This is a genomic window from Alphaproteobacteria bacterium, from assembly GCA_019635875.1.
Lineage (GTDB): Bacteria > Pseudomonadota > Alphaproteobacteria > Reyranellales > Reyranellaceae > JAFAZJ01.
In genome coordinates, this window is sequence record JAHBYP010000015.1 from 46,647 (window position 1) to 70,349 (window position 23,703).

Consider the following 23,703-nt stretch of genomic DNA (forward strand, 5'->3'; position numbering starts at 1 on the left):
GTCACGCTCACAGCTGGACGGGAGAGGCAATCGATGGCCGGACACGGGCACGCACCGCACGAGCAGGCGGAGCACGCCGAGCATCACGGCGCCAGCAACAAGCAGATCGCCCTGATCATTTCCATCCTCGCGCTCCTGCTGGCGATCTCCGAGACGCTGGGCAAGGCGGCCCAGACCACGACCCTGGCGCAGAACATCGAGGCGGCCAATTTGTGGGGCTATTTCCAGGGCAAGACCGTGCGCCTGACCGTGGTGCGCGCGCAGATCGAGGACACCGAGATCGCGATGCACGCCATGACCAACGAGGCGCAGCGCGAGGCGGCCCGGCGCGGCATCGAGCACTGGAAGCGCCAGATCGCGCGCTACGAGAGCGATCCAAAGGAGAACGATGGCCGCCGCGAGCTGACCACGCGAGCCAAGGCGGCGGAAAAGAAGCGCGACGACGCCGCGGCGGCGCATCACCACTACGAGGTGGCGTCGGCCTCCATCCAGATCGCCATCGTGCTCGCTTCGGCCGCGATCATTACCGGCATCGGCATGCTGGTCTGGTTCGCCGTCGGTCTCGGCGCGGTCGGGGCCGCCTTCGCCGCCATCGGTCTCTTCGCGCCGCACGTGATTCATCTGTTTTGAGTCTCTCTTCCCCAGCCTCCCCCGGAGGGGAAGCTTGAGAGCCGGGCGCGGCGCCAGACCTGTCATCGCCGCGTCATTGTTCCGGCCCGTACAGCCAGTCCGGCAGATCGTCGTCGGTGTCCTCGGCTTGCATGGCATAGCCGGGCGGGTCGAAGCCGCCGGGTTTCATGTCGCGCAGGGCGTCGGCCCAGTTCGGCCCGAGCCGGGTCCCGCTGCGTTGGATCATCTTGCCGTTGAGGTGGCCGGGCGTGTAATCCGGCGGCGGCGTCGTCGGCATGCCCGGCTCGACCACGCGCTGCGGCTCGGCTTTCGTCTCGGCAGGCGGTGACTCGGCGGGCGGCGACTCGGTGGGTGGCGACTCTGTAGGCGACTCTGGCGGCGGCGGCTTGCCGGGGCCGGGGCGGATCAGGTTGGCGGCGTCGATGGTGGCGTGCGCCGCCGCGAGCGCGGCGCGCACCTCCTCGAGCTCCTGGCGCCAGCGCCGTTTCTCTTCATCTCTATGGTCGAGCCCGCGCTCGTAGCCGGCGATGCGCTCCTCGTAGCGCTCGCGATCCTCCGGCGTCAGCCCCGGCTTCGGCTTGGCCACCAGCAGGCCGACCTGCTTCGTCAGCATGTTCAGCGCCTGCAGCTTGCCGAGCTTCAGGGTCACGGTCTGCTCTTGTTTGCCATGGTTGCTGACCTTCAGCTCGACGATGCTGGCGCACTGCGCCTGGCTCGCCTTCATCAGGTCGACGCGCACCCGGCCGTCGGCCTCGACGGTGAGGAAGTCCACGACATTGGCGAAGGCGATCCTGGCGTATTCCTGGGCCAGGCGGGTGACGTCGACCTCGAGGGCCTGGGCCATGCGCGCCCGGCCGGCGGCGATGGCGGCCTCAATCTTGGGGTCACGCAAGAGCCGGGAGGCGCTGGGCTGGGCGCCGCGCGGCGAATAGCCGGCGCGGACATAGGCCTGGGTGGCATTGCCGTCCTTGAGGAACTCCAGGACGAAGCGCTCGTGGCGCGGCGAGAGAGGGGGTGTGGTTTCCGTGCTCATGGCGGCGAAGCTACACCTCTCGCCGCCGGGAGCAATTTTAACCCCTACGCGTGTCGCCGACGCCCCTTTGGTGCAAGTGGGACAGGGATTATTTAGATTCCTAGCCGTGCTCGGCGTGGCAGCACCGCTTACCTTCTCCCACTGGCGGGGGAAGGCATGACCTGTTCCCTTGGGGAAGCCTAGTTCACCCCAACGGCCCGGCTCATGATCGGGCCGATCTCGTCGTGCACGACAAGGTCGGCGATCCTGTCCTGGTCGGTGGGATCGCGATTGATGATCGCCAGCTTCGCGCCGTTGCGCTTGGCCATGGTCGGGAACGCCGCCGCCGGATAGACCACCAGCGAGCTGCCGAGCACGATGAACAGGTCGGCCGCCATCGTCTCTTCCTGGGCGCGCGCCATCGGCACGACGGGCATCGCCTGCCCGAACGAGATCGTCGCGGTCTTGATGATGCCGTCGCACTTGCGGCATTCCGGCAGCGTCTCGTCCCTGCCGAACACCTTCCTGATGTCGTCGAGCTCGTGGCGCTCGCCGCAATCGAGGCAGGTGGCGTAGGTCGAGTTGCCGTGCAGCTCGATCACCTTCGAGTCGGGAACGCCCGACGCCTGGTGCAGGCCGTCGACGTTCTGGGTGATGATGGCGCTCATCTTGCCCATCTCGACCAGCCGCGCCATGGCGCGATGGCCGGCATTGGGCGTCGCCTTGCGCATCACCTCGTCGGTGGCGAACTTGCGCCGCCAGGATTCGCGGCGCATCTCCTCGGAGGCCATGAAGTCCTGGAACTGGATCGGCTGGTAGCGCGTCCAGATGCCGCCGGGCGAGCGGAAGTCTGGAATGCCCGACTCGGTCGAGATGCCCGCGCCCGTGAATCCCACGATGCGCGTGGCGTTCTCGAACAGCTTGCGGAGATCGTCGTGGGCTGCCATGGCGGCAGTATAGCCGCCTCAGGCGCGCTTCACGAGAGCCAGCGCTTGCGCCGGCGGTAGTGCTTGACGTCGCGGTAGGACTTGCGCGTGCCGACCTCGTTGAGGCCGAGGTAGAATTCCTTGATGTCGGAGTTCGTGCGCAGCTTCTCGGCGTCGCCCTCGAGCACGATGCGGCCGTTCTCCATGACGTAGCCGTGCTCGGCGATGCCAAGCGCCATGGTGGCGTTCTGCTCGACCAGCAGCACGGTGAGCTTCTCCTGCTTCACCAACCGCTGCACGATGGCGAAGATCTCTTCGACCAGCATCGGCGCCAGGCCGAGCGACGGCTCGTCGAGCAGCACGACCTTCGGCTTGCTCATCAGCGCGCGGCCGATCGCCAGCATCTGCTGCTCGCCGCCCGAGAGGTAGCCCGATTGCTGGTTGCGCCGTTCCTTCAGGCGCGGGAAGTAGCTGTAGACCATGTCGATCCCCTGGCGGATCGACTTAATGTCCGGCTGGATGTGGCCGCCGGCGATCAGGTTCTCCTCGGCGGTGAGGTGCTCGAAGACGCGGCGGCCCTCGAAGACCTGGGCGATGCCCAGCCGCGCCACCTCGTGCGCGCGCTGGCCGTTGAGCCGCTGCCCGTCGAGCTCGATCGAGCCCTTGGTGATCTCGCCGCGCTCGCTGTAGAGCACGCCGGAGATCGCCTTGAGCGTCGTCGTCTTGCCGGCGCCGTTGGCGCCGAGAATGGTCGTGATGGCGCCTTCGCGCACCTCGACCGAGACGCCCTTCAGCACCAGGATCACGCCGTCGTAGACGACCTCGATGTTGTTCAGGCTCAGCATGGCCCTTGCCTTGACTGTCTGCTCCCTCTCCCCGCTTGCGGGGAGAGGGAGAGAAGAAGAGGCGGAGCCCGAGGGCCCCGCCCCGCCCATGTGTCGTCAGGACTTCTTGGCGTCGGCCTCGATGTGCTTTTTGATCACGTCGGGGTACGCGCGGAACCAGTCCGAGGCCTTGGTCAGCTTGCCGCCCTTGACCGTGAAGATCTGAACCCAGCCGCCACCCTCGTGGTCGGTCGGCGTCAGCTCCATCGGCGGCATCAGGCCGCCCAGCGTGACACCCTTGATCTTCTCGAAGCCGTTCTTGACGTCCTCGCCGGTGATCTGCGCGTTGGCGCCCTTGGCCTTCAGCGCGTTGCGGATCGCCTCGACATGCGTCGCCATGTGGAAGATGCCGCGGTTGTAGTACACCGTGGAGGCCATCTCCTTGGGCGGCTGCTTGCCCTGCTTCTTGTACATCTCGGCGATGTCCTTGTGCACCTGGTAGTCGGTGCCCACGCCGGCGAACTGGATGGTGTTGTAGCCTTCGGCGATGGCGCCGCCGCCGGCCGCCGCGAGGTCAGCCTCGGCGCCGCCCCACACCAGCGACACGACCTTCGACAGCGGATAGCCGACGCGCTTGAACTCCTTGATCGACACCGACGGCGAGCGGCCGAACAGGTGGGCGATCACGTAGTCGGCGCGGAAGCGCTGGGCGATGTCGAGCACCTGCGGCCCCATCTCGACGCCCGGCGCCGGCACGGCGAAGGTCCTGAGCTCGAAGCCCTCCAGCTTGGCGAGGTCCTCGAGGATCACCAGCGGTTCCTTGCCCGCCGGGTTGTCGTAGAACAGGTAGGCGATCTTCTTGCCCTTGAGGTTGCCGCCCAGCTTGTCCTTGGTGAACTTCACCGCGGCGGCCGCCTGCGACCAGTAGGTCGCGGCCACCGGGAACAGGTACGGATAGCGCTGGCCGTCGGCGCCCGCGGCGCTGCCGAAGCCGGGCGACGTGCCGGGGATCTTGTCCTCGCGCATCTTCGCCGTCAGCGCCTGGGTGTGCGGCGTGCCGTAGAGCAGGATGCTCACGGCGCCTTCCTTCTTGTGGCGCTCGTAGGACTCGACGCCCTGCGGCACCTTGTACTCGTGGTCGATCTCGATCGCCTTGATCTGCCGGCCCTCGACGCCGCCGCGCGAGTTGATCAACGCGACGTAGTCGTGGTTGCCCGGGCAGAACACGACGCCCACCGTCTGCGTGGCACCGGTGCGGTCGCACTGGACGCCGACGACGATCTCCTTCTGCTGCGCCATGGCCGGCAGGGCCAGCCCCAGCGTGAGGGCGCCCGCCGCGATGGCTGCGGCGCCAGATAGCCGAACACTCAGCATGTCACCCTCCCTCTTTGAAACGCACGACATTCAGTACGAGAACGGCCAGACGCGGAAGTAACTTCGCACATTGCGCCATAGCCTGTTCAGCCCCTCCGGCTCGAGCACCAGGAAAATGATGATCAGAAGGCCGAAGGCGCCCAGACGCACCGCAGGAATGATATTGTTGAGCTCCGCCGTGGTGAACAGCAGCGTGCCGAAATTCTCCATGCCCAGCCGGATCACGATCGGCAGCAGGGTGACGAAGATCGCGCCGAAGATCGAGCCCAGAACCGAGCCGAGTCCGCCGATGATGATCATCGCCAGGTAGTCGATCGAGGTCGTGATCAGGAAGTTCTCGTAGTTCGCGATCCCCAGGTAGTAGGTGTACAGCACGCCGGTGACCCCGGCGTAGAACGAGGAGATCGCGAAGGCGATCAGCTTGTACCTGAAGATGTCGATGCCGATGATCTCGGCGGCGATGTCCTGGTCGCGGATCGCCACGAAGGCGCGGCCGATGCGGCTGCGCACCAGGTTCAGGGTGGCGACCACCGCGATCACGGCGAAGAACAGCAGGAAGTAGTAGAGGTCGCGCTGGGTCTTGACCTCGTAGCCGAAAACCGTCGGCCGCGGCACCTCGATCGAGGCCTGCGATCCGCCGGAGATCCACGGCACGTGGTTGATGACCCACTCGATGATCAGCTGGGCCGCCAGCGTGGCGATGGCAAGGTAGAGGCCCTTGATGCGCAGCGAGGGGATGCCGACCAGCCCGCCGATCGCCGCCGCCATGAAGCCGCCGGCCGGCAGGGTGATCCAGAACGGCAGGTCGAGCCGCACCGCCAGGTTGGCCGCGGTGTAGGCGCCGACCGACATGAAGGCGGCGTGACCGATCGAGATCTGGCCGGTGTAGCCAACCAGGATGTTGAGCCCCAGCGCGCCGACCACGGCGATCATGATGATGTTGAGGATCGACGTGTAGTACTCGGCCGACTGCCCGCCGCCCGCCGCGGTGAGCAGCGGCGGCAGGACGAGGAAGACAAGCGCCAGCAATCCGACGGTCCAGCGCGCGACCGGCAGCGGGTAGAGCGCCTGATCCGCCTTGTAGGTCGTCTTGAAGTAACCGGACTCGCGATGAAACATCAGACGCGCTCGATCTTGCGTTTGCCGAAGATGCCGTAGGGCCTGACCATCAGCGCCAAGATCATCAGCACGTAAGGTGCGAAGTCCTTGGTGCCGCCGCCGACATAGGGGTCGAGATAGCCGGCGGCGACGTTCTCGACGATGCCGATGATCAGGCCGCCGACCACGGCGCCCGGGATCGAATCGAGCCCGCCCAGGATCACCACGGGAAACACCTTCAGTCCCACCAGGGCCACGTGCACGTCGATGCCCAGCATCGAGCCCCAGACGATGCCGCCGAGCGCGGCGACGATGCCGGCCATCGCCCAGGCCAGCGCGAAGTAGCGCTCGACGTTGATGCCCATCGCCGAGGCGACCTGCTGGTTGTCGGCGACGGCGCGCATCGCCACACCCATGCGGCTCTTGAGGAAGAACCAGGTGAATCCGCCGAGGAACATCAGAGCGACCAGCGCGCCGGTGAGCTGCACCGGCTGCAGGAAGAATGGACCGAGAATGATCGGATCGTCGCTCACCGGCAGGGAGATCGAGCGTGTCTCGACGCCGAAGATGAACGGGCCCAGGCCGCGCAGGATCGCCGCCAGGCCGATGGTCGCCATGATCACCGCGACGATCGGCCGGCCGAGCAGCGGGCGCAGCACGACGCGCTCCAGCCCGAAGCTGAATCCGATCATTGCCGCCAGCACGATCAGGACCGCGATCCAGAACGGCAGCCCGGCGACCACGATCACCGCGCCGGCGATCAGGGCGGAAAGCATGACGAACTCGCCCTGGGCGAAATTGATCGCGTCGGTCGCCTTGTAGACCAGGACGAAACCCAGCGCGATCAGCGAGTACATCAGGCCGATCAGGATGCCGTTGCCCATCAGCAGCAGGAAGAACTCCACGCTATCCCTCCCTACGTTCCAGGCGATCCGCCTTGCCTTCCCCCGGAGAGGGAAGGTGGCGCGCAGCGCCGGAAGGGGGATGTCGAAGACGAGCGCCGGAGTCGGTCTTCGACATCCCCCTTCCGCCCTTCGGGCACCTTCCCCCTCCGGGGGAAGGCAAGATCCTGTCGCGGCGATTGCAGGTCACTTGTGCCCACTCCTACGCCGCGCGCCGCGCGGCACCGGCCGCGGGCACGTCGTGGATCGCGATGGTGTTGCGCAGGGTGCTGCGCCTGCCGTCCTCGAAGGTGATCTCCATCGTCACCTCGACATCGGCCTTGCCGCCGTAGAAAGCCTCGATCACCGGCGCGTACTTCTCGGCGACGAACCGGCGGCGGACCTTGCGGGTGCGGGTCATCTCGGCGTCGTCCGCCTCGAGCTCCTTGTTGAGCAGCAGCACGCGCCTGACCTGCGCCGCCTCCGGCAGGCCGACGTTGCACTTGCCGACCTCCTCGAGGATCAGCGCGGCGACCTCGGGCTTGCGGCTGAGGTCCATGAAGCTGGTGTAGGCGAGATTGCGCTTCTCGGCCCAGGTCCCGACCGTGTTGAGGTCGACGGCGATCATCGCGGCGACGAACGGGCGCTGGTCGCCGAAGGCCACGACCTCGCGGATGAACGGGCTGAACTTCAGCTTGTTCTCGACGAATTGCGGCGCGAAGGGCGTGCCGTCCGACAGCTTGCCGACATCCTTGGCGCGATCGATGATCACGACGTGGCCCTGCGGATCGACATAGCCGGCATCGCCGGTCTTCAGCCAGCCATCCGCGGTGATGGTCTCGGCGGTCACGTCGTCCTGCTTGAAGTAGCCCTTGAAGATGTTGGGGCCCTGGACATGCACCTCGCCATTCTCGGCAACGCGCACCTGTACGCCCGGCAGGGTGCGGCCGACGGTGTTGGGGTTGGCCTCGGCATTGGGCTGCACGGCGATCAGCGCGCTGGCTTCGGTGGCGCCATAGACCTGCTTGAGGTTGACGCCGAAGGAGCGGAAGAAGCGGAAATTGTCAGGTCCCAGCGGCGCGCCGCCGGTGTAGCAGGTGCGCGCGTTGCGCAGCCCGAGCTGGTCGCGCACCGGACCGAAGACCAGGAACTCGCCGAGCGCGTAACCCAGCCGGTCGACGGCCGAGACCGGCCTGCCCTCCGAACGCGCCAGCTCGACCCGTTCGGCCAGGCCGCGGAAGCGCTCGAACACCCACTTCTTCAGCCGGGTCGAGTCGCCGCTCTTGACCTGCAGCGTGGTGAGCATGTTCTCCCAGATGCGCGGCGGCGCCAGCAGCGCGTCGGGGCCCAGCTCGCGCAGGTCGCGCTGCACGGTCTCGGGGTTCTCCGGGCAATTGCCGATGATCGGCACGACGAGGCCCAGCCCGACTGTGAAGGTCGTATCGCCGACCCAGGCCATCGGCAGGTAGGACAGCCAGTTGTCGCCCGGCTTGATCCCCTCGGCAGCGGCGAAGCCTTCCGAGATCGAGATCATGTTGCGGTGCGAGAGCATCACGCCTTTCGGGTTGCCCGTGGTGCCCGAGGTGTAGGCGATCATCGCCAGATCGTCGGCCTGGCCCTTCTTCAGCTCGGCCTCGAAGGCGGCGACACCGGATGCGCCCTGGCCGCGGCCGGCTTCCTGCACCGAGGCAAAGGAGCGGATGAAATCGTGGCCGGCGTAGCCCGTCATGCCGCGGGCGTCATCATAGATCACCCAGCGCAGATTGGGCAGCTGGTCGCGCAGCGACAGGATCTTGTCGACCTGCTCCTGATCCTCGGCGACGACCACCGAGACCTCGGCGTGATTGAGCACGTAGACCAGCTCACTGGCGATCGAGTCCTGGTAGACCGGGACCGAATAGCCGCCCAGCGCCTGCGCGGCGATCTGCGCGAAATAGAGCCTTGGCCGGTTGTCGCCGACCACGGTGAGCTTCTCGCCGCGCTTGAAGCCCAGCGCCATCAGGCCGAGCGCGAAGTCCCTGGTCTGCTCCTGGTACTCCGCCCAGCCGCAGGTGCGCCAGATGCCGCGATCCTTGCCGCGCAGGGCCGGCATCGTTGGCCACTGTCGGGCGTTGCGCGCCATCAGCTTGGGCAGGGTGTCGGTGTCGGTCGATTGCAGGACGCTCATGCCGCGTCGCCCCCCTTCGCCGTGCCGAGATAGGCTTCGATCACCTTGGGGTCGCGCTGGACCTCTTCGGGCGTGCCGCCGCCGATGCGCCGGCCGCGGTCAAGCACGACGACCTCGTCGGAGATGTCCATCACCACGCCCATGTCGTGCTCGATCAACACGACGGTGACGCCGCGCTCCTGATTCACGTCGAGGATGAAGCGCGCCATCTCCTCCTTCTCTTCCTGGTTCATGCCGCCCATCGGCTCGTCGAGCAGCAGCACCTGCGGCTCAAGCGCCAGCGCGCGGCCGAGCTCGACGCGCTTGCGCAGGCCGTACGCCAGCGCCGCCGTCTGCTGCTTGCGCAGGTCCTGCAGCTTGAGGAACTCGATGATTTCCTCGCAGCGCTCGCGGTGCGCGACCTCCTCCTTCTGCGCCCAGCCCCAGTACAGAGCGCTGGCGAAGACGCCGGACTTCATGCGCACATGGCGGCCCAGCATCAGGTTGTCGAGCACGGTCAGGCCGCTGAACAGCGCGATGTTCTGGAAGGTGCGCGCGATGCCCATGGCCGCGATCTGATTGGGCTTCTTGTAGGTGATGTCCCGGCCGTCGAGGTGGATGTAGCCGGTGTCGGGCTTGTAGAAGCCCGAGATCATGTTGAGCAGCGACGTCTTGCCGGCGCCGTTCGGACCGATGACGGAGTAGATGCGGCCCCTGGGCACGCGCACCGACACCCCGTCGACGGCCGTCACGCCACCGAACTTCTTGGAGACATTCGCGATATCGAGGACGACCTTCGCTTCCTGCGCGCTGCCCGCGCTGGACGCCGACGCTTCCGTCACGGCGCTAGCCCCGTCCTGCCGCGGCCGACGAATTGTGCAACACCAACCCTGCTCCTCCCATCCGGACCGGCCGCCGCCGCCTCGTTGTCACCGGGAAAGTCCCGGCGCCGTGCGTTCGTTCGCCCGCGTTCTGCCCACCTGTCGCCACGGATCATGCGGTGTCCGCAAGGGAAAGACAACATGTAGCTGGCCGTGGGATCGCCATGCGGGTTGTCGCCTCGCCCTTCGGACCATACCATCGCATCGGCCCCACGTCAGCGGGAGACGCCGCCATGCGCCGCTACATCGTCTGCCTGACTTTCGACCACGACCACATGTCCGGCTTCATCTCGCGTGGCATGACCTCGCCGACGCCGATCTCGCGCGGCGAGTACGACCTCGTCGCCATCCCGCGCATCGTCGAGCTGCTCAGGCGCTACGACATCAAGGCGACCTTCTTCACGCCCGGCCACACCATCGAGAGCGCGACCGCCAGCGTCGAGTCGTACGTCGCCGCCGGCCACGAGCTGGCGCATCACGGCTGGACGCACCGCCTGCCGGTGTCGCTCAGCCGCGAGGAGGAGGAAGAGGAGATCGTGCGCGGCAACGAGGCGATCAGGCGCGTGTCGGGCAAGACCGCGCGCGGCTACCGCTCGCCGGCCTGGGATCTCAGCCCGCACAGCATTGAGCTGCTGCTCAAGCACGGCATGCGCTACGACAGCTCGATGATGGGCGACGACTACGACTGCTACTGGGCGCGCCAGGGCGACCAGGTCGAGCTGCTCAAGCCCTTCGTGCGCGGGCGAGAGACGTCACTCCTGGAGATGCCGATCTCGTGGTCGCTCGACGACTTCCCGCACTTCGAGTACATGCGCAATCCCAACGGCGGCGTGCAGCAGGGCCTGATGAACGCCTCGGCCGTGCTCGACAATTTCGTCGACGACTTCGTCTACATGACCCGGGTACGCGAGCGCGGCATCCTGACCTACACCTTCCATCCGCACGTCATCGGCCGCGGCCATCGCATGATGATGATGGAGCGCCTGATCCAGAAGCTGATGGAGCACGGCGCGGTGTTCATGACCATGGAAGCCGCCATGGCCGAGTGGCTGTCGTGGCGGCCCGGCAAGCGCGAAGCGGCCGAGTGAGATTGGGACCGCCGGCGTCCCAGGAAGCCTAACGGATCGCCAGCCTGAGCATGCGGCAGATGCTGGACATCTTGCCGATCGGGTGATCGACGAACAGCGCGATCGACTTGTGGGCTGCCGCGCGCTCGCCCGCCGGCAGATCGGCGGGCCGCAACCGGCCGGCCAGGACGCTGGCGCGGGCCTTGGCGGTGGCGAGGTTGTCGGCGATGGCGCCGCTCAGGCTGCCGTCGGAATCGGCCGGCGCCAGCAAGGCCCAGACGACGCCCAGCACGCCCGGCCAGTGCGCGAGATGGCGGTACATGCTGGCCAGCACCCTGCCCTCGTCGCGCTCGCCCAGCATGTTCAGGCGCAGCACAAGCGCCCAGGTCTGCGGGCTCACGTCGGCTTCGGAGAGCAGCTTGGGCATCGCCGCCCCGGCACCGCCCACCCGCCCCGTGGCGAGCTGGGCGCCCGGCACGACATTGCCCTCGAGGCTCGCCTGCAGCGCCGACAGCGCCAGCAGGTTCATGGTGTTGCTGATGTCGTAGGTCGCCAGCACCGTCTTGACGCCGGCCAGCGCCGTGGCGTCGAGGCCGACGGCGACCAGCACCTCCGGCGGCACGCGCGGCAGATCGAGCAGACGCATGCGTTCGCGCAGGCGCTCGGCCTCGCCCTCGATGATGCCCTCGGCGTAGAGCGGTCGCACCGCGGACCACGCCCAGGGCAGCGCACCGTCGATGGTCGCAAGGTGGCGCCAGATCAGGTTGACGACGCCGACGCCGAGCGTGGCGCGGATGTCAGCGTAGAGCGCTGCGATGTCGCCGGTGGCCTCGGCCTCGGTGATCGCCGGGACGGGATCGCCGGCGCTCACTCGGCGGCGGCTTTCGCCGAGTCCTGGCCGAGCACGGTGAAGAACGAGGCCGATTTCGGCTGCTGCGGCAGCTCCACCTGCCCCGCCTGCAGGCGCGCGAAGCGCGCCGGCTTGCCGCGCACGATCTCGCCCTCATGGGTGCTGGGCATCGGGTTGCGCGCGATCGGCACGGCGTCGGCGGCAGTGTAGACGCAGATATAGAGGCCGCGCGAGCGATCGCTGCGGTTGGGCTGCGAGCCATGCGCCAGCTTGGTGTGCATCAGGCAGACCGAGCCGGCCTTGCCGTAGCACGGCACGCTCCTGGCCTTGAGATCCTCCTCGACCTTGGGATCGACCGCACCGGTGAAGCGCTCGTCCTGGAACAGCGACAGCATCGGCCCCTTGTGCGAGCCGGGCACCACGGTCAGCGCGCCGTTGGTCGCGTCGTTGTCGTCGAGGAACAGCAGCGCCGTGACGATGTCGTCGTTGGTGTGCGGCGTGTAGGCGAAGTCCTGGTGATAGTCGACCTGGGTACGCGCGCCGGGCAGCTTCAGGTTGATCTTGCAGTGGTGGAACTTGACGTCCGGGCCGATCAGGTCGGCCACCATGTCAACCGTGCCGGCGTCGCGCATGACCTCGAGATAGGCCGCGGAGATGTCCGACGGATTGTTGATGCGCCTGAGCGCCGGCCTGGCCGCGCTGTGCTCGGTGCCCATGTCGAAGCGCGGTCTTCCGTCGACCGTCGGCGGCCCGAACGGCTGGGTATGGGCGCGGCTCTGCTCGACCCAGCCGTCGATCTCGGCGCGCAGCGCGGCGAGCTGGCTGGGCGACACGGCGTCCTCGACCACGAGATAGCCGTCGCGCCAGAACTCCTCGACCTGCTCACGGGTCAACCGCATAGTTTGCCTCCCTAGCGACGCAGCGTGATCATCAGCTGGTCGGGATAGGTGTAGTTACGCGCGTCGAGCTGCGGCGGCTGGCCGCCGCTGGCGGTGAAGAGCTGGTTGCCGAGGAAACGCGCCTCGAAGCCGCCGCTGATGGTCTCGTAGCCCGCCGCCGAACAGGCGACGATCAGGGGCGCGATGCCCTTGGAAACCGTCAGGCTGCCCGGCGTCTGGGGCACGGTGCCGAGATCCAGGTTCTCGCGCGTCACCTGGCAGGAGGCGCCCGGTGGGTCGGACGTCACCCTTACCACCTGGTCAGCCGCCTCATCGGCGCAGGCCGACAGGCACAGCGCCAGCACCATCCATCCACTCGCTCGTCGCATCACCGATCCTCGCAGGCCATGCATCCTTCTATCTTACCTTCGGCATCCGGGAAATCCTGTCGCACCCGCGCCGCTCGCAATTTCACCCCACGGCGGTCAGATCGGCAGCCTGCGGAAGATGCGGTAGGGCACCGACTTGATGATGGCCATGATGACGAACCAGAACCACGGGAAATAGGACTCGCCCGCGCCCCTGCCCTCGGCCAGCTTCAGCGCCCGCTCGGCCAGAGCCCTGGGCGTGGCCATCAGCGGGCCGTCCTTGACGTTGCCCCAGCTCATGCTGGTGTCGATGAAGCCCGGCTTGATGTTGATCACCCGCACGCCGGCGCGATCGAGCACGATGCGCAGCCCCTGCAGGAAGGTGTGCAGCCCCGCCTTGGCTGAACCGTAGGTGTAGTTCGACGCCCGCCCGCGGTCGCCGGCCACCGAACCGAGCACCACGACCACGCCCTTGCGCGCCTCCAGCACCGGCTTGAGCCACAGCAGGATGGAGGCCGCGCCGGTGAAGTTGGCGTTGATGACATGCGCGCCGAGCTCGGGCGCGGCGTCGATCTCGGCCTGCGAAGGCATGAAGCCGAAGGCGACGAAGACGCCGAGCGGTCCCTCGCCTTCCGCCGCGACGCGGCGCACGAAGGCCTCGTGCGAGGCCATGTCGAGCGCGTCGAACTCGACCACCGACACGGCGTGGCCGCCGCGGATTCGCAGGTCGGTGGCGCTGCGCTCCATGTCCTCGAGGTCGCGGCCGGCGAGCACGACGTCGACGCCGCGCGCGGCGGCGAGCCGCGCGAACTCGCGCGCGATCGGCGAGGTGGCACCCAGGATCAGCCAGCGGGACATGGTCATGGCGCGCCTCCGCGGATCGCCAGTCGTCGCGACATGCTCGAGCCCAGCCGCCGCTGCGGATCGACGCGCTCGAGCACGTCCAGGAACGCCGGCAGCCGCCGATACATCGCGGCGAAGCCCTGCGGCGAGAGGCAGGAATCCTTGGCGAGATAGACGCGCCCGCCGTGGTCGAGCGTGATGCGCTCCAGATCGCCCAGCAGCTCGACGATGCCCGGCTTGTTGGGGAAGTCGAGCGCCACGCCATAGCCCGGCATCGGGAAGGACAGCATGCCGGTTCCGGCCGGCCCCATCGCCTTGAGCACCGCAAGGAACGAGCCGGCACGCGACTCGCGGATGCGCTCCAGCAGCGGCACCAGCGCCGCGGCCGGCACGATGCTCTGGAACTGGCGGAAGCCACGCTTGCCGTACATGCGGTTCCAGCCCAGCAGCGAGTCGAGCGGAAACAGGAATGCATCGTAGCCGCGCAGGCTCTCGCGCCCGGCCGCCGGCACGCGGGCGCGATAGAGGGCGTTGAAGGCGCGCACCGAGAGCGGATTGAGCACCAGCGACGGCGGCGTGACCGGCAGGGATTTCGGACTGCGCTTCTTGACCCGGATGTCGGTCGGCGACGGCGTCGCCGTCTCGACGATGCCGCGGCCGAGATTGCCGTCGCTCGCCAGGGCGTCGAACCAGGCCACCGAATAGGTGGCGCCCACCTCCTCGTGCAGCCTGGCCAGCAGTGCGTCGAGATCCGGCACCGGTCGCTCGCGCACGATCAGCGCGTTCGACGGAACGCGGGCAAGGCGCAGGCAGGCGGTGACGATGATCCCCGTGAGCCCGATGCCGCCGACCGTGGCGTCGAACAGCGCCGGATCGCTGTCGCGCGACACGCGCACGATCTCGCCGCTGGGCAGCATCAGCTCGAACCAGGCGACATGGGCGCCGAAGGCGCCGTCCTTCTCGTGGTTCTTGCCGTGCACGTCGTTGGCGATCGCGCCGCCCACCGTGACATAGGCGGTGCCCGGGCAGACCGGCACCATCAAGCCGCGTGGCAGGAAGACGTCGAGCAGGCTGCGAAGGCTGATGCCGGCCTCGACCACGACCTCGCCCGACTCGGCGTCGAAGGCGACGAGGCGATCGAGCCGTTCGGTCATCACCAGGCGGCCGCCCTCGTTGACGGCGCAATCGCCGTAGCTGCGGCCCAGGCCGCGCGCGATCAGGCTGCCCGGCCCGCTTCCCGTCATCGCCGCCCGCAACTGGCTGAATCGCTCCGGTCGCGTCGCCTCGCTGGTGCCGTAGGGCAGCCGGCCCCAGCCGCTGAATGCGGCTGTCTTCCACATCATGCCGTCGCCTCCCGAGTGACGCGCCGCATGGCGAGCGGCAGGCAGCCCATGCCCAGCGCGACCGAGAACCACAGGGTGGTGAGCCGCACCAGCGCCGTGGCCGTCACCGCGATCTCGAACGACACGCCGCGCTGGGTCAGCAGCGCCACCATGCCGATCTCGGTGCCGCCCAGCCCGCCGGGCAGCATGGTGGCCGACCCGACCACCATCGACACCGCGAAGGCGACGGCCGCGCCCCAGATGTCGATCGCGCCACCCAGCGCGCGCACCACCCACCAGACCTGCACCGCCTCGGCGAACCAGCCCAGCAGCGACAGCAGCAGCGCCGCCAGCAGGCGCCACGGCGAGCCGAGCTTGGCGAGCTGATTGACCGCGATGCGCAGGCGACCGAACAGCCTTGGCTTGCGCCGCACCACGCCGTATCCCCAGCCGACCATGATGGCGAGGTAGCGCGGCCGGACCATCAGGAACACCGCGACCAGGGTAATCGCCGCCATCGGCACGATGGCGCTGACGCTGGCCTGCAGCAGCGCGATGCCGAGCAGCGCGATGATCACCAGCGCCGCGGCATCGGCGATGCGGTCGGCGGCCACCAGCGCCAGCGTGCGCTCGTAGCCGTGGCCATGCCCGCGCCGCAGGAACCACAGGCGCAGCGCCTCGCCGATCTTGCCCGGCGTCACGGTCATCGAGAAGCCGGCGACGTAATAGAGCGTGTCGCGCGGCAGGCTGACGCCCAGCCCCAGGCCGCGCGTGTAGAGATGCCAGCGGATCGCGCGCGTGACGTAGTTTACCAGCGACAGGCCGAGGCAGCCCAGCACGACGCCGGGGCTGATGCGCGAAAGCGTCTCGAGCATGGTCTGCGACTCGCCCAGGGCGAAGACGGCAGTGGCAACCAGCATCGACGCCAGCAACCCGCCCGCCAGCCACAGCAGGGCGCGCCGCCGCCAGGCGGTGCCGACATCGGGTCCGCTGGAACGGCTCATCTGTCATATCCTTCTCCCCGCGCAGGCGGGGAGAAGGTGCCGAGCGCCAGCGAGGCGGATGAGGGGCTTCCTCGCGCAACGACTACCGTCGGTGCCGCAGGGACTCCGCGAAGCCCCTCATCCGCCCTTCGGGCACCTTCTCCCCGCCTGCGCGGGGAGAAGGAAATCCTAAGCGAAGCGGCCATAGATCAGCACCGCAAAGGTCGCCAGCCAGCCGATCACGCACCACAGGATCATGCGGTCGGTGAGTAGGATGCGGGTGGGCGATCCCGAGCGCTCCTCGACCATGGTGATCTGCAGGTAGCGCAGGATGCCGGCGACCACGAAAGGCGTGGTGTAGAACACCTTGGTCGTGCCCAGGCGCTGCATCACGTTGGTGTCGGTGGCGTAGATCAGGTAGGTCACCAGCAGCGCGCCCAGGATGACGGCGATGATCGAATCGAGGAACGGCTTGCTGTAGCCCTCGATGCTCTTGCGATGCGAAGCGTCGAGGCCCTGCACCAGATCGTCGCGCCGCTTGGCGACGGCGAGGAACAGCGCCAGCAATCCCGTGGCGATCACCAGCCAGGCGCTGGCCTCGATGCCGATCAGGAAGGCGCCGCCCTCGACACGCAGGACGAAGCCCAGGGCGATCACCATCACGTCGAGGATCGCCACCGATTTCAGGCCGAAGGTGTAGGCGACGTTGAGCGCGAAATAGACCGTCACGATCCAGAAGAAGGCACGCGGCAGCCAGAGGAACGAGCCGGCCAGCGCGAAGGCCAGCAGCGCCGCCATCAACGCGAAGGCAAACGGCACGGCCACCGTACCCGCCGCCAGCGGCCGGCTCTTCTTGCGCGGGTGCACGCGGTCCGATTCGCGATCGCGGTAATCGTTGAGCACATAGACCGCGCTGGACACGGCGCAGAAGCAGGCGACGCCCAGCGCGACGTTGCGCAGATTGGCGGCGCTGAGCGCCGCGGGCGTAAAGAACAGGGGCGCGACGACAAACGCGTTCTTTACCCACTGCTCGGGCCGCAGCAGCCTGATGATCGCCAGAACGCTCATGGGGCTCCCTGCGGTCTCGCTGTGGGCATACTACACCATGGGCCCGAACGCCAGTCAGACACTAGGGGCGGTATTGCGTGTCTCGCCGGCGCCCTCGCTTCGTCCGAGACGAGGGCGTAGGCTTGCCTTCGTCATCAGGGAGACAACGATGAAGCTCTACATGCACCCGGTTTCGACCACGAGCCGTCCCGTGATGCAGTTCATCGCCGATAACGGCATCGAGTGCGAGATGCAGGTCATCGACATCCTCAAGGGCGAGCACTACGGCGAGGCCTACAGCAAGGCCAACCCCAACCACCTGATCCCGATGCTCGAGGACGGCGATTTCCGCCTCACCGAGAGCGCCTCGATCCTGCGCTACCTCGCCGAAAAGGCCGGTTCGTCGGCCTATCCCAAGGATCTCAAGGCGCGGGCGCGGGTCAACGAGATCATGGACTGGTTCAACTCCAACTTCTATCGCGACTGGGGCTACGGCCTGATCTACCCGCAGCTCTTCCCGCACCTGAAGCGCGAGAACGCCGTGGTGCAGGACGCCACGGTCGCCTGGGGCAAGGAGAAGTCCAAGGCCTGGCTGCAGATCCTCAACGACCACTGGATCGGACCCAATCGCAAGTACCTGTGTGGTGACGAGATCACCGTCGCCGACTATTTCGGCGCCGCGATCGTCACCGCCGGCGAGCTGGTGCATTGCGATTTCTCGGCCTATCCCAATATCAAGCGCTGGCTCGACACGATGAAGGCACGGCCGAGCTACCCGAAGATCTACGAAGTCTTCAACGGCTTCGTTGCCTCGACCAAGGGCCAGGGCCTTCAGGCGATCTAGTACCTTCCCCCGGAGGGGGAAGGTGCCCGAAGGGCGGATGGGGGATGTTGAAGACGGACTCCTGCGTTCGTCTTCAACATCCCCCATCCGGCGCTCCGCGCCACCTTCCCCCTCCGGGGGAAGGCAACCATTGAAAGGAGGCACCGACCATGATCAAGGGCCTGCACCACAACGCCTATCGCTGCCGGGACTCCGAGGAGACGCGGCGCTTCTACGAGGATTTCCTCGGCTTGCCGCTGACCCATGCACTCCATATCAAGGAGACCAAGACCGGACGCGACACGTCGGTGCTGCACACTTTCTTCCGCATGGACGACGGCTCGTGCCTGGCCTTCTTCGAGGCGCCCGACCGGCCCTTCGAGTTCAAGGAGCAGCACGATTTCGACCTGCACATCGCGCTCGAGGTCAGCCCGCAGACGCTCGAGGGCATGCTGGCCAAGGGCAAGCTCGAGGGCCGCGAGGTGCGTGGCATCTCCAACCACGGCTTCATCGACTCGATCTATTTCCGCGATCCCAACGGCTATGTCATCGAGCTCGCCGCCAAGAAAGCGGGCCACGACGATGCGATGAACGCCGAACGCGACGCGCACGACATCCTGAAGTCCTGGCAGGCGGGCAAACGCCGGCCCGCGGCCGCGGCGTCCTGACCGACGCCGTGCCCGACGATTCGCAGGAGCCGGTGATCGCGGCGATCGCCGCGATCACCCCGGCCCTGCTCCAGGGGCTGAATGCGCTCGAGTTCGCCGCGCGGCATCTAAACCCGGCGCAGTTGGCCCAGCTTGTCGACGCGATAGTCGACCGCGCGCCGCCATTGGAGGCATCGGTCGCGCAATGCAGGGCGACAGAATGGCCGGAGCACCTCGCCCCGGTGCGTGATCGCCTGGCCACCGCCGGCGAGGCCGTGCTCGAAGGTCTGACCGGCCTGGTCGACGCCGTCGACGCGCCGCAGCCGATCGCCGCGGCCTATCGGTCGCTGCGCGGCTACGCACGCGCCGCGGAGGCGATCTATCCCCTGGCCGGCTCCCTGCGGCCGATCAACCTGTTCTTCCTCGACGCGACGGCGCGCAACGACGCCGAGCTGGTGCGGCAGCTGGCGGCGCGGGCGAACCCGGAAGCCGATGTCGGCGTGATGCACAGCAGCGACACGCCGGGAGAGCGCGGCGGCTTCTCGATGTACGTGCCGGAGTACTACAGCGCCAATCGCGAATGGCCGCTGGTCGTGGCCCTGCACGGCGGCAGCGGCAACGGCCGCGCCTTCCTGTGGTCCTGGTTGCGCGATGTGCGCAGCCGCGGCGCGATCCTGCTCTCGCCCACCGCGGTCGGCAGCACCTGGTCGCTGATGGAGCCCGAGGTCGACGCCGACAATCTCGCGCGCATGGTGACGTTCATCGGCGAGCGCTGGCGGATCGACCGCTCGCGCATCCTGATGACCGGCATGAGCGACGGCGGCACCTTCACCTATGTCGGCGGCGTGCGATCGGGCGCGCCCTTCACCCACTACGCGCCGGTCGCCGCCAGCTTCCATCCCATGATGCTGACCATGATGGACGAGGCGCAGCTGAGGGCCTGCCCGCTGTACATCGTGCACGGCGCCCATGACTGGATGTTTCCCGCCGTCATGGCGCAACAGGCGCGCGAGACCTTCGAGTCCGCCGGCGCGCAGGTTACCTACCGTGAGATTCCCGACCTCTCGCACACCTACCCGCGCGACGAGAATTCAAGGATTCTCGATTGGCTCCACTCGGCAAACTGAGCGCAGCGACGAACCCGGCGGCATGGCGGTCGCACCACAAGGTCCTTCGCTGCGCTCGGGACAACAGCCAATCGAAAAGGCCCGCCGAGTGGCGGGCCTTTCCGTGATCGAGATCGGACGTTACCGCTCGCGCACGCTCACCGAGCCGTCGCGGTCCACGGTGACCGCCATCATGCCGCCGCGCTGCACTGCCAGGGCATGCCACGAGCCGTCGGGCGCCTGGCGCAAGCCCTGGATCCTGGTGAACCCCTGCACGCGCAGGCGCTCCAGCGCCCAGGCCTGGCCCATGCCCATCGCCGGCTCCTGGTCGATCACCATCGGCGCCGCGCCCGGCACCATGGACGTCGCCGGCATGGTGCCGGCGCCGATGGCCATGTCAGTGCCCTGGCTCGGGAAGATGTAGCCCGGGCCGATACCCGGTGTGTGGATGGCGCCCGGGGGGATTTCCGACAGGCGCAATGGCTGGGCGGCGAGCGCGCCGCCCGAGACGGCGACAATCGCCAGTGCCAGGATCGTCTTGTTCATGATCGGACCCCTTTCTGAAGTAGATCGGCCGACGGCACTGCGTGCGCCGGCCCGTACTTCAGGTGGGAGCCCCATGTGGCGGACCGGCGGCATCGCCGGGGCATTTGTAAGAACGAAAAAGGCCCGCCGGTGGTGGCGGGCCTTCCTCGATCGCACGCGGATTTTACTGCATCACGCTCACGGCCCCGCGGGCATCGACGCTCACCGAGGCGCTCCTGCCGTTCAGTGAAGCCGTGCCGTGCCACTGACCCGACGCATCCTGGCGCAGGCCCTGGATATTGCTGTAGCCCTGCGCCGCGATGCGCGCACGGGCCTGCGCCTCGGTCATGGTCGAGACGTTGGGGGGATTCACCGCCACCGACGGCGCATTGGCCTCGGGCGTTGTCACGGTCTGCGACGGCACGCCCGGGGTCTGCACGCTGCCAGAGCCGACGGTCGGCGCGCTCACGCTGCCCGAGCCGATGTCGGGCGTGCTCACGCCCGGCGCGTTCGGCGTCTGTACCGACGGCGTGGTCAGAGTCGGCACGCCGATCTGCGGCGTCGACGTCGTGCCGCCACCGATCGAGGGCGTGGTCACCGAGCCGCCGCCGACGCTGGGTGGCGTGATCTGAACCTGCGCGACCGCGGTGCCGGCCATGCCGATCAGCGCCAGCGCAATCATCGTCTTCTTCATGACGGACCTTCCCTTGCTGTGGGTTCCGGCCGGTTCAAGGGCCGTGGTTCGACATGGCAAGCGACGCGTGGCATGACTGCGTCGCCCACGGGGCATTTGTTGGGAAAGGACGATCCGTTTCAGGAGATTCCGCGGTGACCACACAAAGGTCGCGGGAACCTGGTCAGGCTGAGACCGGCCTGCCCGCGTCGGCGAGCACCTTGCCCCCCAGCCCGATGAAGCACACGCCCGCTGCGCGTTCGATCCAGTGCCTTGCGCCCTGGAAGCGGCGCATCACGGGAGCGGATGACATGAAGAGGCTGACGCAGGCGTACCAGACCAGGGACGAGAGGGTCACCAGGCCGATCATCAGCGCCATCAGCCACACCGGCGTCGATGCACTGACCGCGGTGGCGAAGACGCTGGCGAACAGCACGATCGCCTTGGGGTTGGTGAGCGTCACCAGAAAGCCGAACAGGATCGTGCGCTTGCCGACGCGGCGCATCGGCTGGTCGAGATCGATCGCCTCGGGTTTCGCGCGCAGCAGCCTGACGCCGAGATAGATGAGATAGGCGCCACCCAGCACGCGCACCGCCCAGGTGAGCCACGCGTATTCCATCAGGATCGCCGACAGGCCGAGCAGGCTGAGCGTGGCGTACAGGCACAGGCCCATCGACACGCCGAGCGTCGTCATCAGCCCGGCGCGCGTGCCGTAGGTCATCGACGAGCGCACGACGGCGACGAAATCCGGCCCCGGCAGGATGAGCGCGGGGATGAAGATCGCGAATACGCTGATCAGCACCAATGCGTGGTCCATGGCGTAGACCTCTACTCCGCTCGGACTGTCGCCGCCACCTCGTCGCGGATCATGGCATCGATCTCGTTCTGACTGTAGCCGGCCTCGGCGAGGATCTCGCGCGTGTGCTGGCCCAGGCGCGGTGCGAAGGCACCGGCAGGCGGCTGGGTCTCGGACCAGGTGCTGGGCTCACGCATGGCGCGGATGCGCCCCTCCGACGGGTGGTCCTGGAAGACGAAGAAGTCGCGGTCCTTCAGATGCGGATCCTCCAGCAGCGTCTCCAGCGTATGCGGCACCATGTGCGGGATGTCGTGCTCGTGCAGCAGCTTCAGCCATTCCGCCGTCGTGCGCGTCTTCACCTCGGCGCCGACCATTTCGTAGAGCGCGTCGATGTTGGCGGTGCGCGACGCGATGTCGGCGAAGCGCGGATCCTCGCGCAGCATCCAGCCCTTGCCCACCGCCTCGAAGAAGCGCCGCCACTGGCCGTCGTTGTATGGCAGCACGGCGAGATGGCCATCCTTCGTCGCATAGGGCTTGCGCGAGCGCGACAACGTGCGGGCGTAGCCGGGCGGGCCAAGCGGCGGATCGAAGGTCGAACCCTGCAGGTGCTCGGCCAGCACGAACTGCGCCATGGTCTCGAACATCGGCACCTCGATGTGCTGGCCGACACCGGTACGGGCGCGGGCCAGCAGGCCGGCGAGCAGCGCGTTGGCCGCGGCGCTGCCGACGATGCGATCGATCGCCGCCATCGGGATGAAGCGCTGCTCGCCGGTCGAGCGCTGCAGCAGGGTGGTAACACCGGAGGCGGCCTGGATCAGATCGTCGTAGGCCGGCCGGCCGGCATAGCGGCCGCCGCTGCCGTAGCCCACCATGCTGAGATAGACGATCGACGGGTTGGCCGCGCGCACCGCGTCGTAGTCCAGCCCGAGCCGCCTCATCGCTGCCGGCCGGATGTTGGTGGCCAGCGCATCGGCCGTCGCCGCCAAGCGCAGGATCGCCTGCGCCGCCGCCTTCTGCTTGAGGTCGAGCACGATGGAGCGCTTGCCCCGGGCGTTGTGCTGGAACCCGCCACCCATGCCGCGATGGCGCGCGGCGCTGCTGTAGCGGTTGGAGTCGCCTTCCGGAGCCTCGACCTTGATCACGTCGGCGCCAAGGTCGGCGACGATGCGCGTGCACCACGGTCCCATCTGCACCGTGGTGAGGTCGAGGATGCGGATCCCTGCAAGGGGGCTGCTCATGGAACTGATCGGATCCGAGTTGAGTGAACGTGGATCACGACAATACCACCCGAATCGGAGCACCCAATCCCCAGAGGTAGTGCCGCGTCGAACCGATTTGCGCACTGCCTGCCGCTTGGTACTGACCGTTGGTCAGTATATAATGACCACCAGTCAGTATAGGCACACCCATGCGAGCAGCAGCACGTCGACGCTTGGAGCCCGAGGTCCGCCGGCAAGAGATCCTCGAGGCGGCCGAGAGGCTGCTCACGCGCGACGGACCACGCGTGCGCGTCCAGGATGTCGTCCGCGAAGCAGGCGCTGCAAAGGGGACGTTCTACCTGTACTTTCCAACATGGGACGATCTGCTCGACGCGATCCGTGAACGGCTCGTCGTGGCGTTCGACGCTGCTTACCCCATTCAGATTGACGGCCACGCACAAGCGGACTGGCCAGGTCTGCTGGAGGGGCTGGCGGTGAACTTCGTCGAGGCGATCATCGGCATGGGCGGACTCCATCCGGTCCTGTGTCACTCGGATTTTGCCCAGAGGCGGCCGATGCCGCCGAGCGACGATCCGATCAACCGTCTGACCGCAGTCATCCGAGCCGGCCAGAAGGCCGGCGCGTTCGCAAGAATGGATGCAGGCCTGACAGGGCGGCTTCTGTTCGCGGTCATCCACGAGACGGCTGACGCGTTGGAGCACGGCGAAGATCGCGAATCCGTGCTCGCAGCCATGCGCTGGATATTGCGGCGAGCGCTTCAGCGGGAGGCTCAATGAGCGAGAC

At 67.6% G+C, this 23,703-nt stretch carries 25 protein-coding genes; 6 read left to right on the top strand and 19 right to left on the bottom strand.

What is annotated here, in order from left to right; translation table 11 throughout:
• Positions 1–33 precede the first annotated feature (33 nt).
• The gene (locus tag KF889_30345) at positions 34–630 is read left to right on the top strand and encodes a DUF4337 domain-containing protein (GenBank protein ID MBX3503765.1); all 597 of its coding nucleotides are present in this window, start codon (positions 34–36) and stop codon (positions 628–630) included.
• Between the two features lie 73 nt (positions 631–703).
• On the opposite strand, the gene KF889_30350 is transcribed toward KF889_30345, so the two are convergent.
• The 8 genes from KF889_30350 to KF889_30385 form a co-directional block, all read right to left on the bottom strand.
• Positions 704–1,663, bottom strand: coding sequence for a terminase small subunit (locus KF889_30350; GenBank protein ID MBX3503766.1), 960 nt, complete (start codon positions 1,661–1,663; stop codon positions 704–706).
• Between the two features lie 179 nt (positions 1,664–1,842).
• Complete coding sequence (locus KF889_30355; protein ID MBX3503767.1) at positions 1,843–2,589, bottom strand: Sir2 family NAD-dependent protein deacetylase; 747 nt, start codon at positions 2,587–2,589, stop codon at positions 1,843–1,845.
• 29 nt (positions 2,590–2,618) lie between these two features.
• Positions 2,619–3,413 (bottom strand): ABC transporter ATP-binding protein, encoded by a 795-nt coding sequence (locus KF889_30360; protein ID MBX3503768.1) that lies wholly within the window; start codon positions 3,411–3,413, stop codon positions 2,619–2,621.
• Between the two features lie 96 nt (positions 3,414–3,509).
• Positions 3,510–4,766, bottom strand: coding sequence for an ABC transporter substrate-binding protein (locus tag KF889_30365; protein ID MBX3503769.1), 1,257 nt, complete (start codon positions 4,764–4,766; stop codon positions 3,510–3,512).
• Between the two features lie 30 nt (positions 4,767–4,796).
• Entirely contained in the window at positions 4,797–5,885 is a 1,089-nt protein-coding gene (locus KF889_30370; protein MBX3503770.1) for a branched-chain amino acid ABC transporter permease, read from the bottom strand.
• Positions 5,885–6,769 carry a branched-chain amino acid ABC transporter permease gene (locus tag KF889_30375; GenBank protein ID MBX3503771.1) on the bottom strand — a complete coding sequence of 295 codons (885 nt, stop codon included), beginning with the start codon at positions 6,767–6,769 and terminating at the stop codon, positions 5,885–5,887. Before KF889_30375 ends, KF889_30370 begins: the two co-directional genes overlap by 1 nt.
• Positions 6,770–6,968: 199 nt before the next feature.
• On the bottom strand, positions 6,969–8,912 hold the full coding sequence (locus KF889_30380) for an AMP-binding protein (GenBank protein ID MBX3503772.1): 1,944 nt from the start codon (positions 8,910–8,912) through the stop codon (positions 6,969–6,971).
• Positions 8,909–9,733, bottom strand: coding sequence for an ABC transporter ATP-binding protein (locus KF889_30385; GenBank protein MBX3503773.1), 825 nt, complete (start codon positions 9,731–9,733; stop codon positions 8,909–8,911). The genes KF889_30380 and KF889_30385 overlap by 4 nt, the downstream gene beginning before the upstream one ends.
• Positions 9,734–10,005: 272 nt before the next feature.
• On the opposite strand from KF889_30385, the gene KF889_30390 reads away from it, so the two are divergent.
• Positions 10,006–10,860 (top strand): polysaccharide deacetylase, encoded by an 855-nt coding sequence (locus tag KF889_30390; GenBank protein ID MBX3503774.1) that lies wholly within the window; start codon positions 10,006–10,008, stop codon positions 10,858–10,860.
• 28 nt (positions 10,861–10,888) lie between these two features.
• On the opposite strand, the gene KF889_30395 is transcribed toward KF889_30390, so the two are convergent.
• The 7 genes from KF889_30395 to KF889_30425 all read right to left on the bottom strand — a co-directional run bounded on the left by KF889_30395 (position 10,889) and on the right by KF889_30425 (position 17,151).
• Positions 10,889–11,710, bottom strand: a complete 822-nt coding sequence (locus KF889_30395) for a hypothetical protein (protein MBX3503775.1) — start codon at positions 11,708–11,710, stop codon at positions 10,889–10,891.
• Positions 11,707–12,588: a phytanoyl-CoA dioxygenase family protein gene (locus tag KF889_30400; protein MBX3503776.1), complete on the bottom strand. Its 882-nt coding sequence runs from the start codon at positions 12,586–12,588 to the stop codon at positions 11,707–11,709. The genes KF889_30395 and KF889_30400 overlap by 4 nt, the downstream gene beginning before the upstream one ends.
• Before the next feature lie 11 nt (positions 12,589–12,599).
• On the bottom strand, positions 12,600–12,956 hold the full coding sequence (locus KF889_30405) for a hypothetical protein (protein ID MBX3503777.1): 357 nt from the start codon (positions 12,954–12,956) through the stop codon (positions 12,600–12,602).
• 96 nt (positions 12,957–13,052) lie between these two features.
• Complete coding sequence (locus tag KF889_30410) at positions 13,053–13,793, bottom strand: SDR family NAD(P)-dependent oxidoreductase (protein ID MBX3503778.1); 741 nt, start codon at positions 13,791–13,793, stop codon at positions 13,053–13,055.
• A gap of 2 nt (positions 13,794–13,795) precedes the next feature.
• Entirely contained in the window at positions 13,796–15,121 is a 1,326-nt protein-coding gene (locus KF889_30415; protein ID MBX3503779.1) for an FAD-binding oxidoreductase, read from the bottom strand.
• Positions 15,118–16,104, bottom strand: a complete 987-nt coding sequence (locus KF889_30420) for a flippase-like domain-containing protein (GenBank protein ID MBX3503780.1) — start codon at positions 16,102–16,104, stop codon at positions 15,118–15,120. The genes KF889_30415 and KF889_30420 overlap by 4 nt, the downstream gene beginning before the upstream one ends.
• A 168-nt stretch (positions 16,105–16,272) precedes the next feature.
• Positions 16,273–17,151 (bottom strand): decaprenyl-phosphate phosphoribosyltransferase, encoded by an 879-nt coding sequence (locus tag KF889_30425; GenBank protein MBX3503781.1) that lies wholly within the window; start codon positions 17,149–17,151, stop codon positions 16,273–16,275.
• A 148-nt stretch (positions 17,152–17,299) separates the two neighbouring features.
• Here KF889_30425 and KF889_30430 point away from each other — a divergent pair, with 148 nt between their 5' ends.
• The 3 genes from KF889_30430 to KF889_30440 all read left to right on the top strand — a co-directional run bounded on the left by KF889_30430 (position 17,300) and on the right by KF889_30440 (position 19,727).
• Positions 17,300–17,974: a glutathione S-transferase family protein gene (locus KF889_30430; GenBank protein ID MBX3503782.1), complete on the top strand. Its 675-nt coding sequence runs from the start codon at positions 17,300–17,302 to the stop codon at positions 17,972–17,974.
• Between the two features lie 149 nt (positions 17,975–18,123).
• Positions 18,124–18,621 (top strand): VOC family protein, encoded by a 498-nt coding sequence (locus tag KF889_30435; GenBank protein ID MBX3503783.1) that lies wholly within the window; start codon positions 18,124–18,126, stop codon positions 18,619–18,621.
• Between the two features lie 8 nt (positions 18,622–18,629).
• Entirely contained in the window at positions 18,630–19,727 is a 1,098-nt protein-coding gene (locus KF889_30440) for a dienelactone hydrolase family protein (protein MBX3503784.1), read from the top strand.
• 120 nt (positions 19,728–19,847) lie between these two features.
• On the opposite strand, the gene KF889_30445 is transcribed toward KF889_30440, so the two are convergent.
• The 4 genes from KF889_30445 to KF889_30460 all read right to left on the bottom strand — a co-directional run bounded on the left by KF889_30445 (position 19,848) and on the right by KF889_30460 (position 22,938).
• The gene (locus KF889_30445) at positions 19,848–20,252 is read right to left on the bottom strand and encodes a hypothetical protein (protein ID MBX3503785.1); all 405 of its coding nucleotides are present in this window, start codon (positions 20,250–20,252) and stop codon (positions 19,848–19,850) included.
• 163 nt (positions 20,253–20,415) lie between these two features.
• Complete coding sequence (locus tag KF889_30450; GenBank protein MBX3503786.1) at positions 20,416–20,925, bottom strand: hypothetical protein; 510 nt, start codon at positions 20,923–20,925, stop codon at positions 20,416–20,418.
• A gap of 163 nt (positions 20,926–21,088) precedes the next feature.
• On the bottom strand, positions 21,089–21,721 hold the full coding sequence (locus KF889_30455) for a LysE family translocator (GenBank protein ID MBX3503787.1): 633 nt from the start codon (positions 21,719–21,721) through the stop codon (positions 21,089–21,091).
• Between the two features lie 11 nt (positions 21,722–21,732).
• Positions 21,733–22,938 carry a CoA transferase gene (locus tag KF889_30460; GenBank protein MBX3503788.1) on the bottom strand — a complete coding sequence of 402 codons (1,206 nt, stop codon included), beginning with the start codon at positions 22,936–22,938 and terminating at the stop codon, positions 21,733–21,735.
• A 194-nt stretch (positions 22,939–23,132) separates the two neighbouring features.
• Between KF889_30460 and KF889_30465 the strand changes: the two genes are divergently transcribed.
• Positions 23,133–23,696 carry a TetR/AcrR family transcriptional regulator gene (locus KF889_30465; GenBank protein ID MBX3503789.1) on the top strand — a complete coding sequence of 188 codons (564 nt, stop codon included), beginning with the start codon at positions 23,133–23,135 and terminating at the stop codon, positions 23,694–23,696.
• The last annotated feature ends 7 nt before the right edge of the window (positions 23,697–23,703 follow it).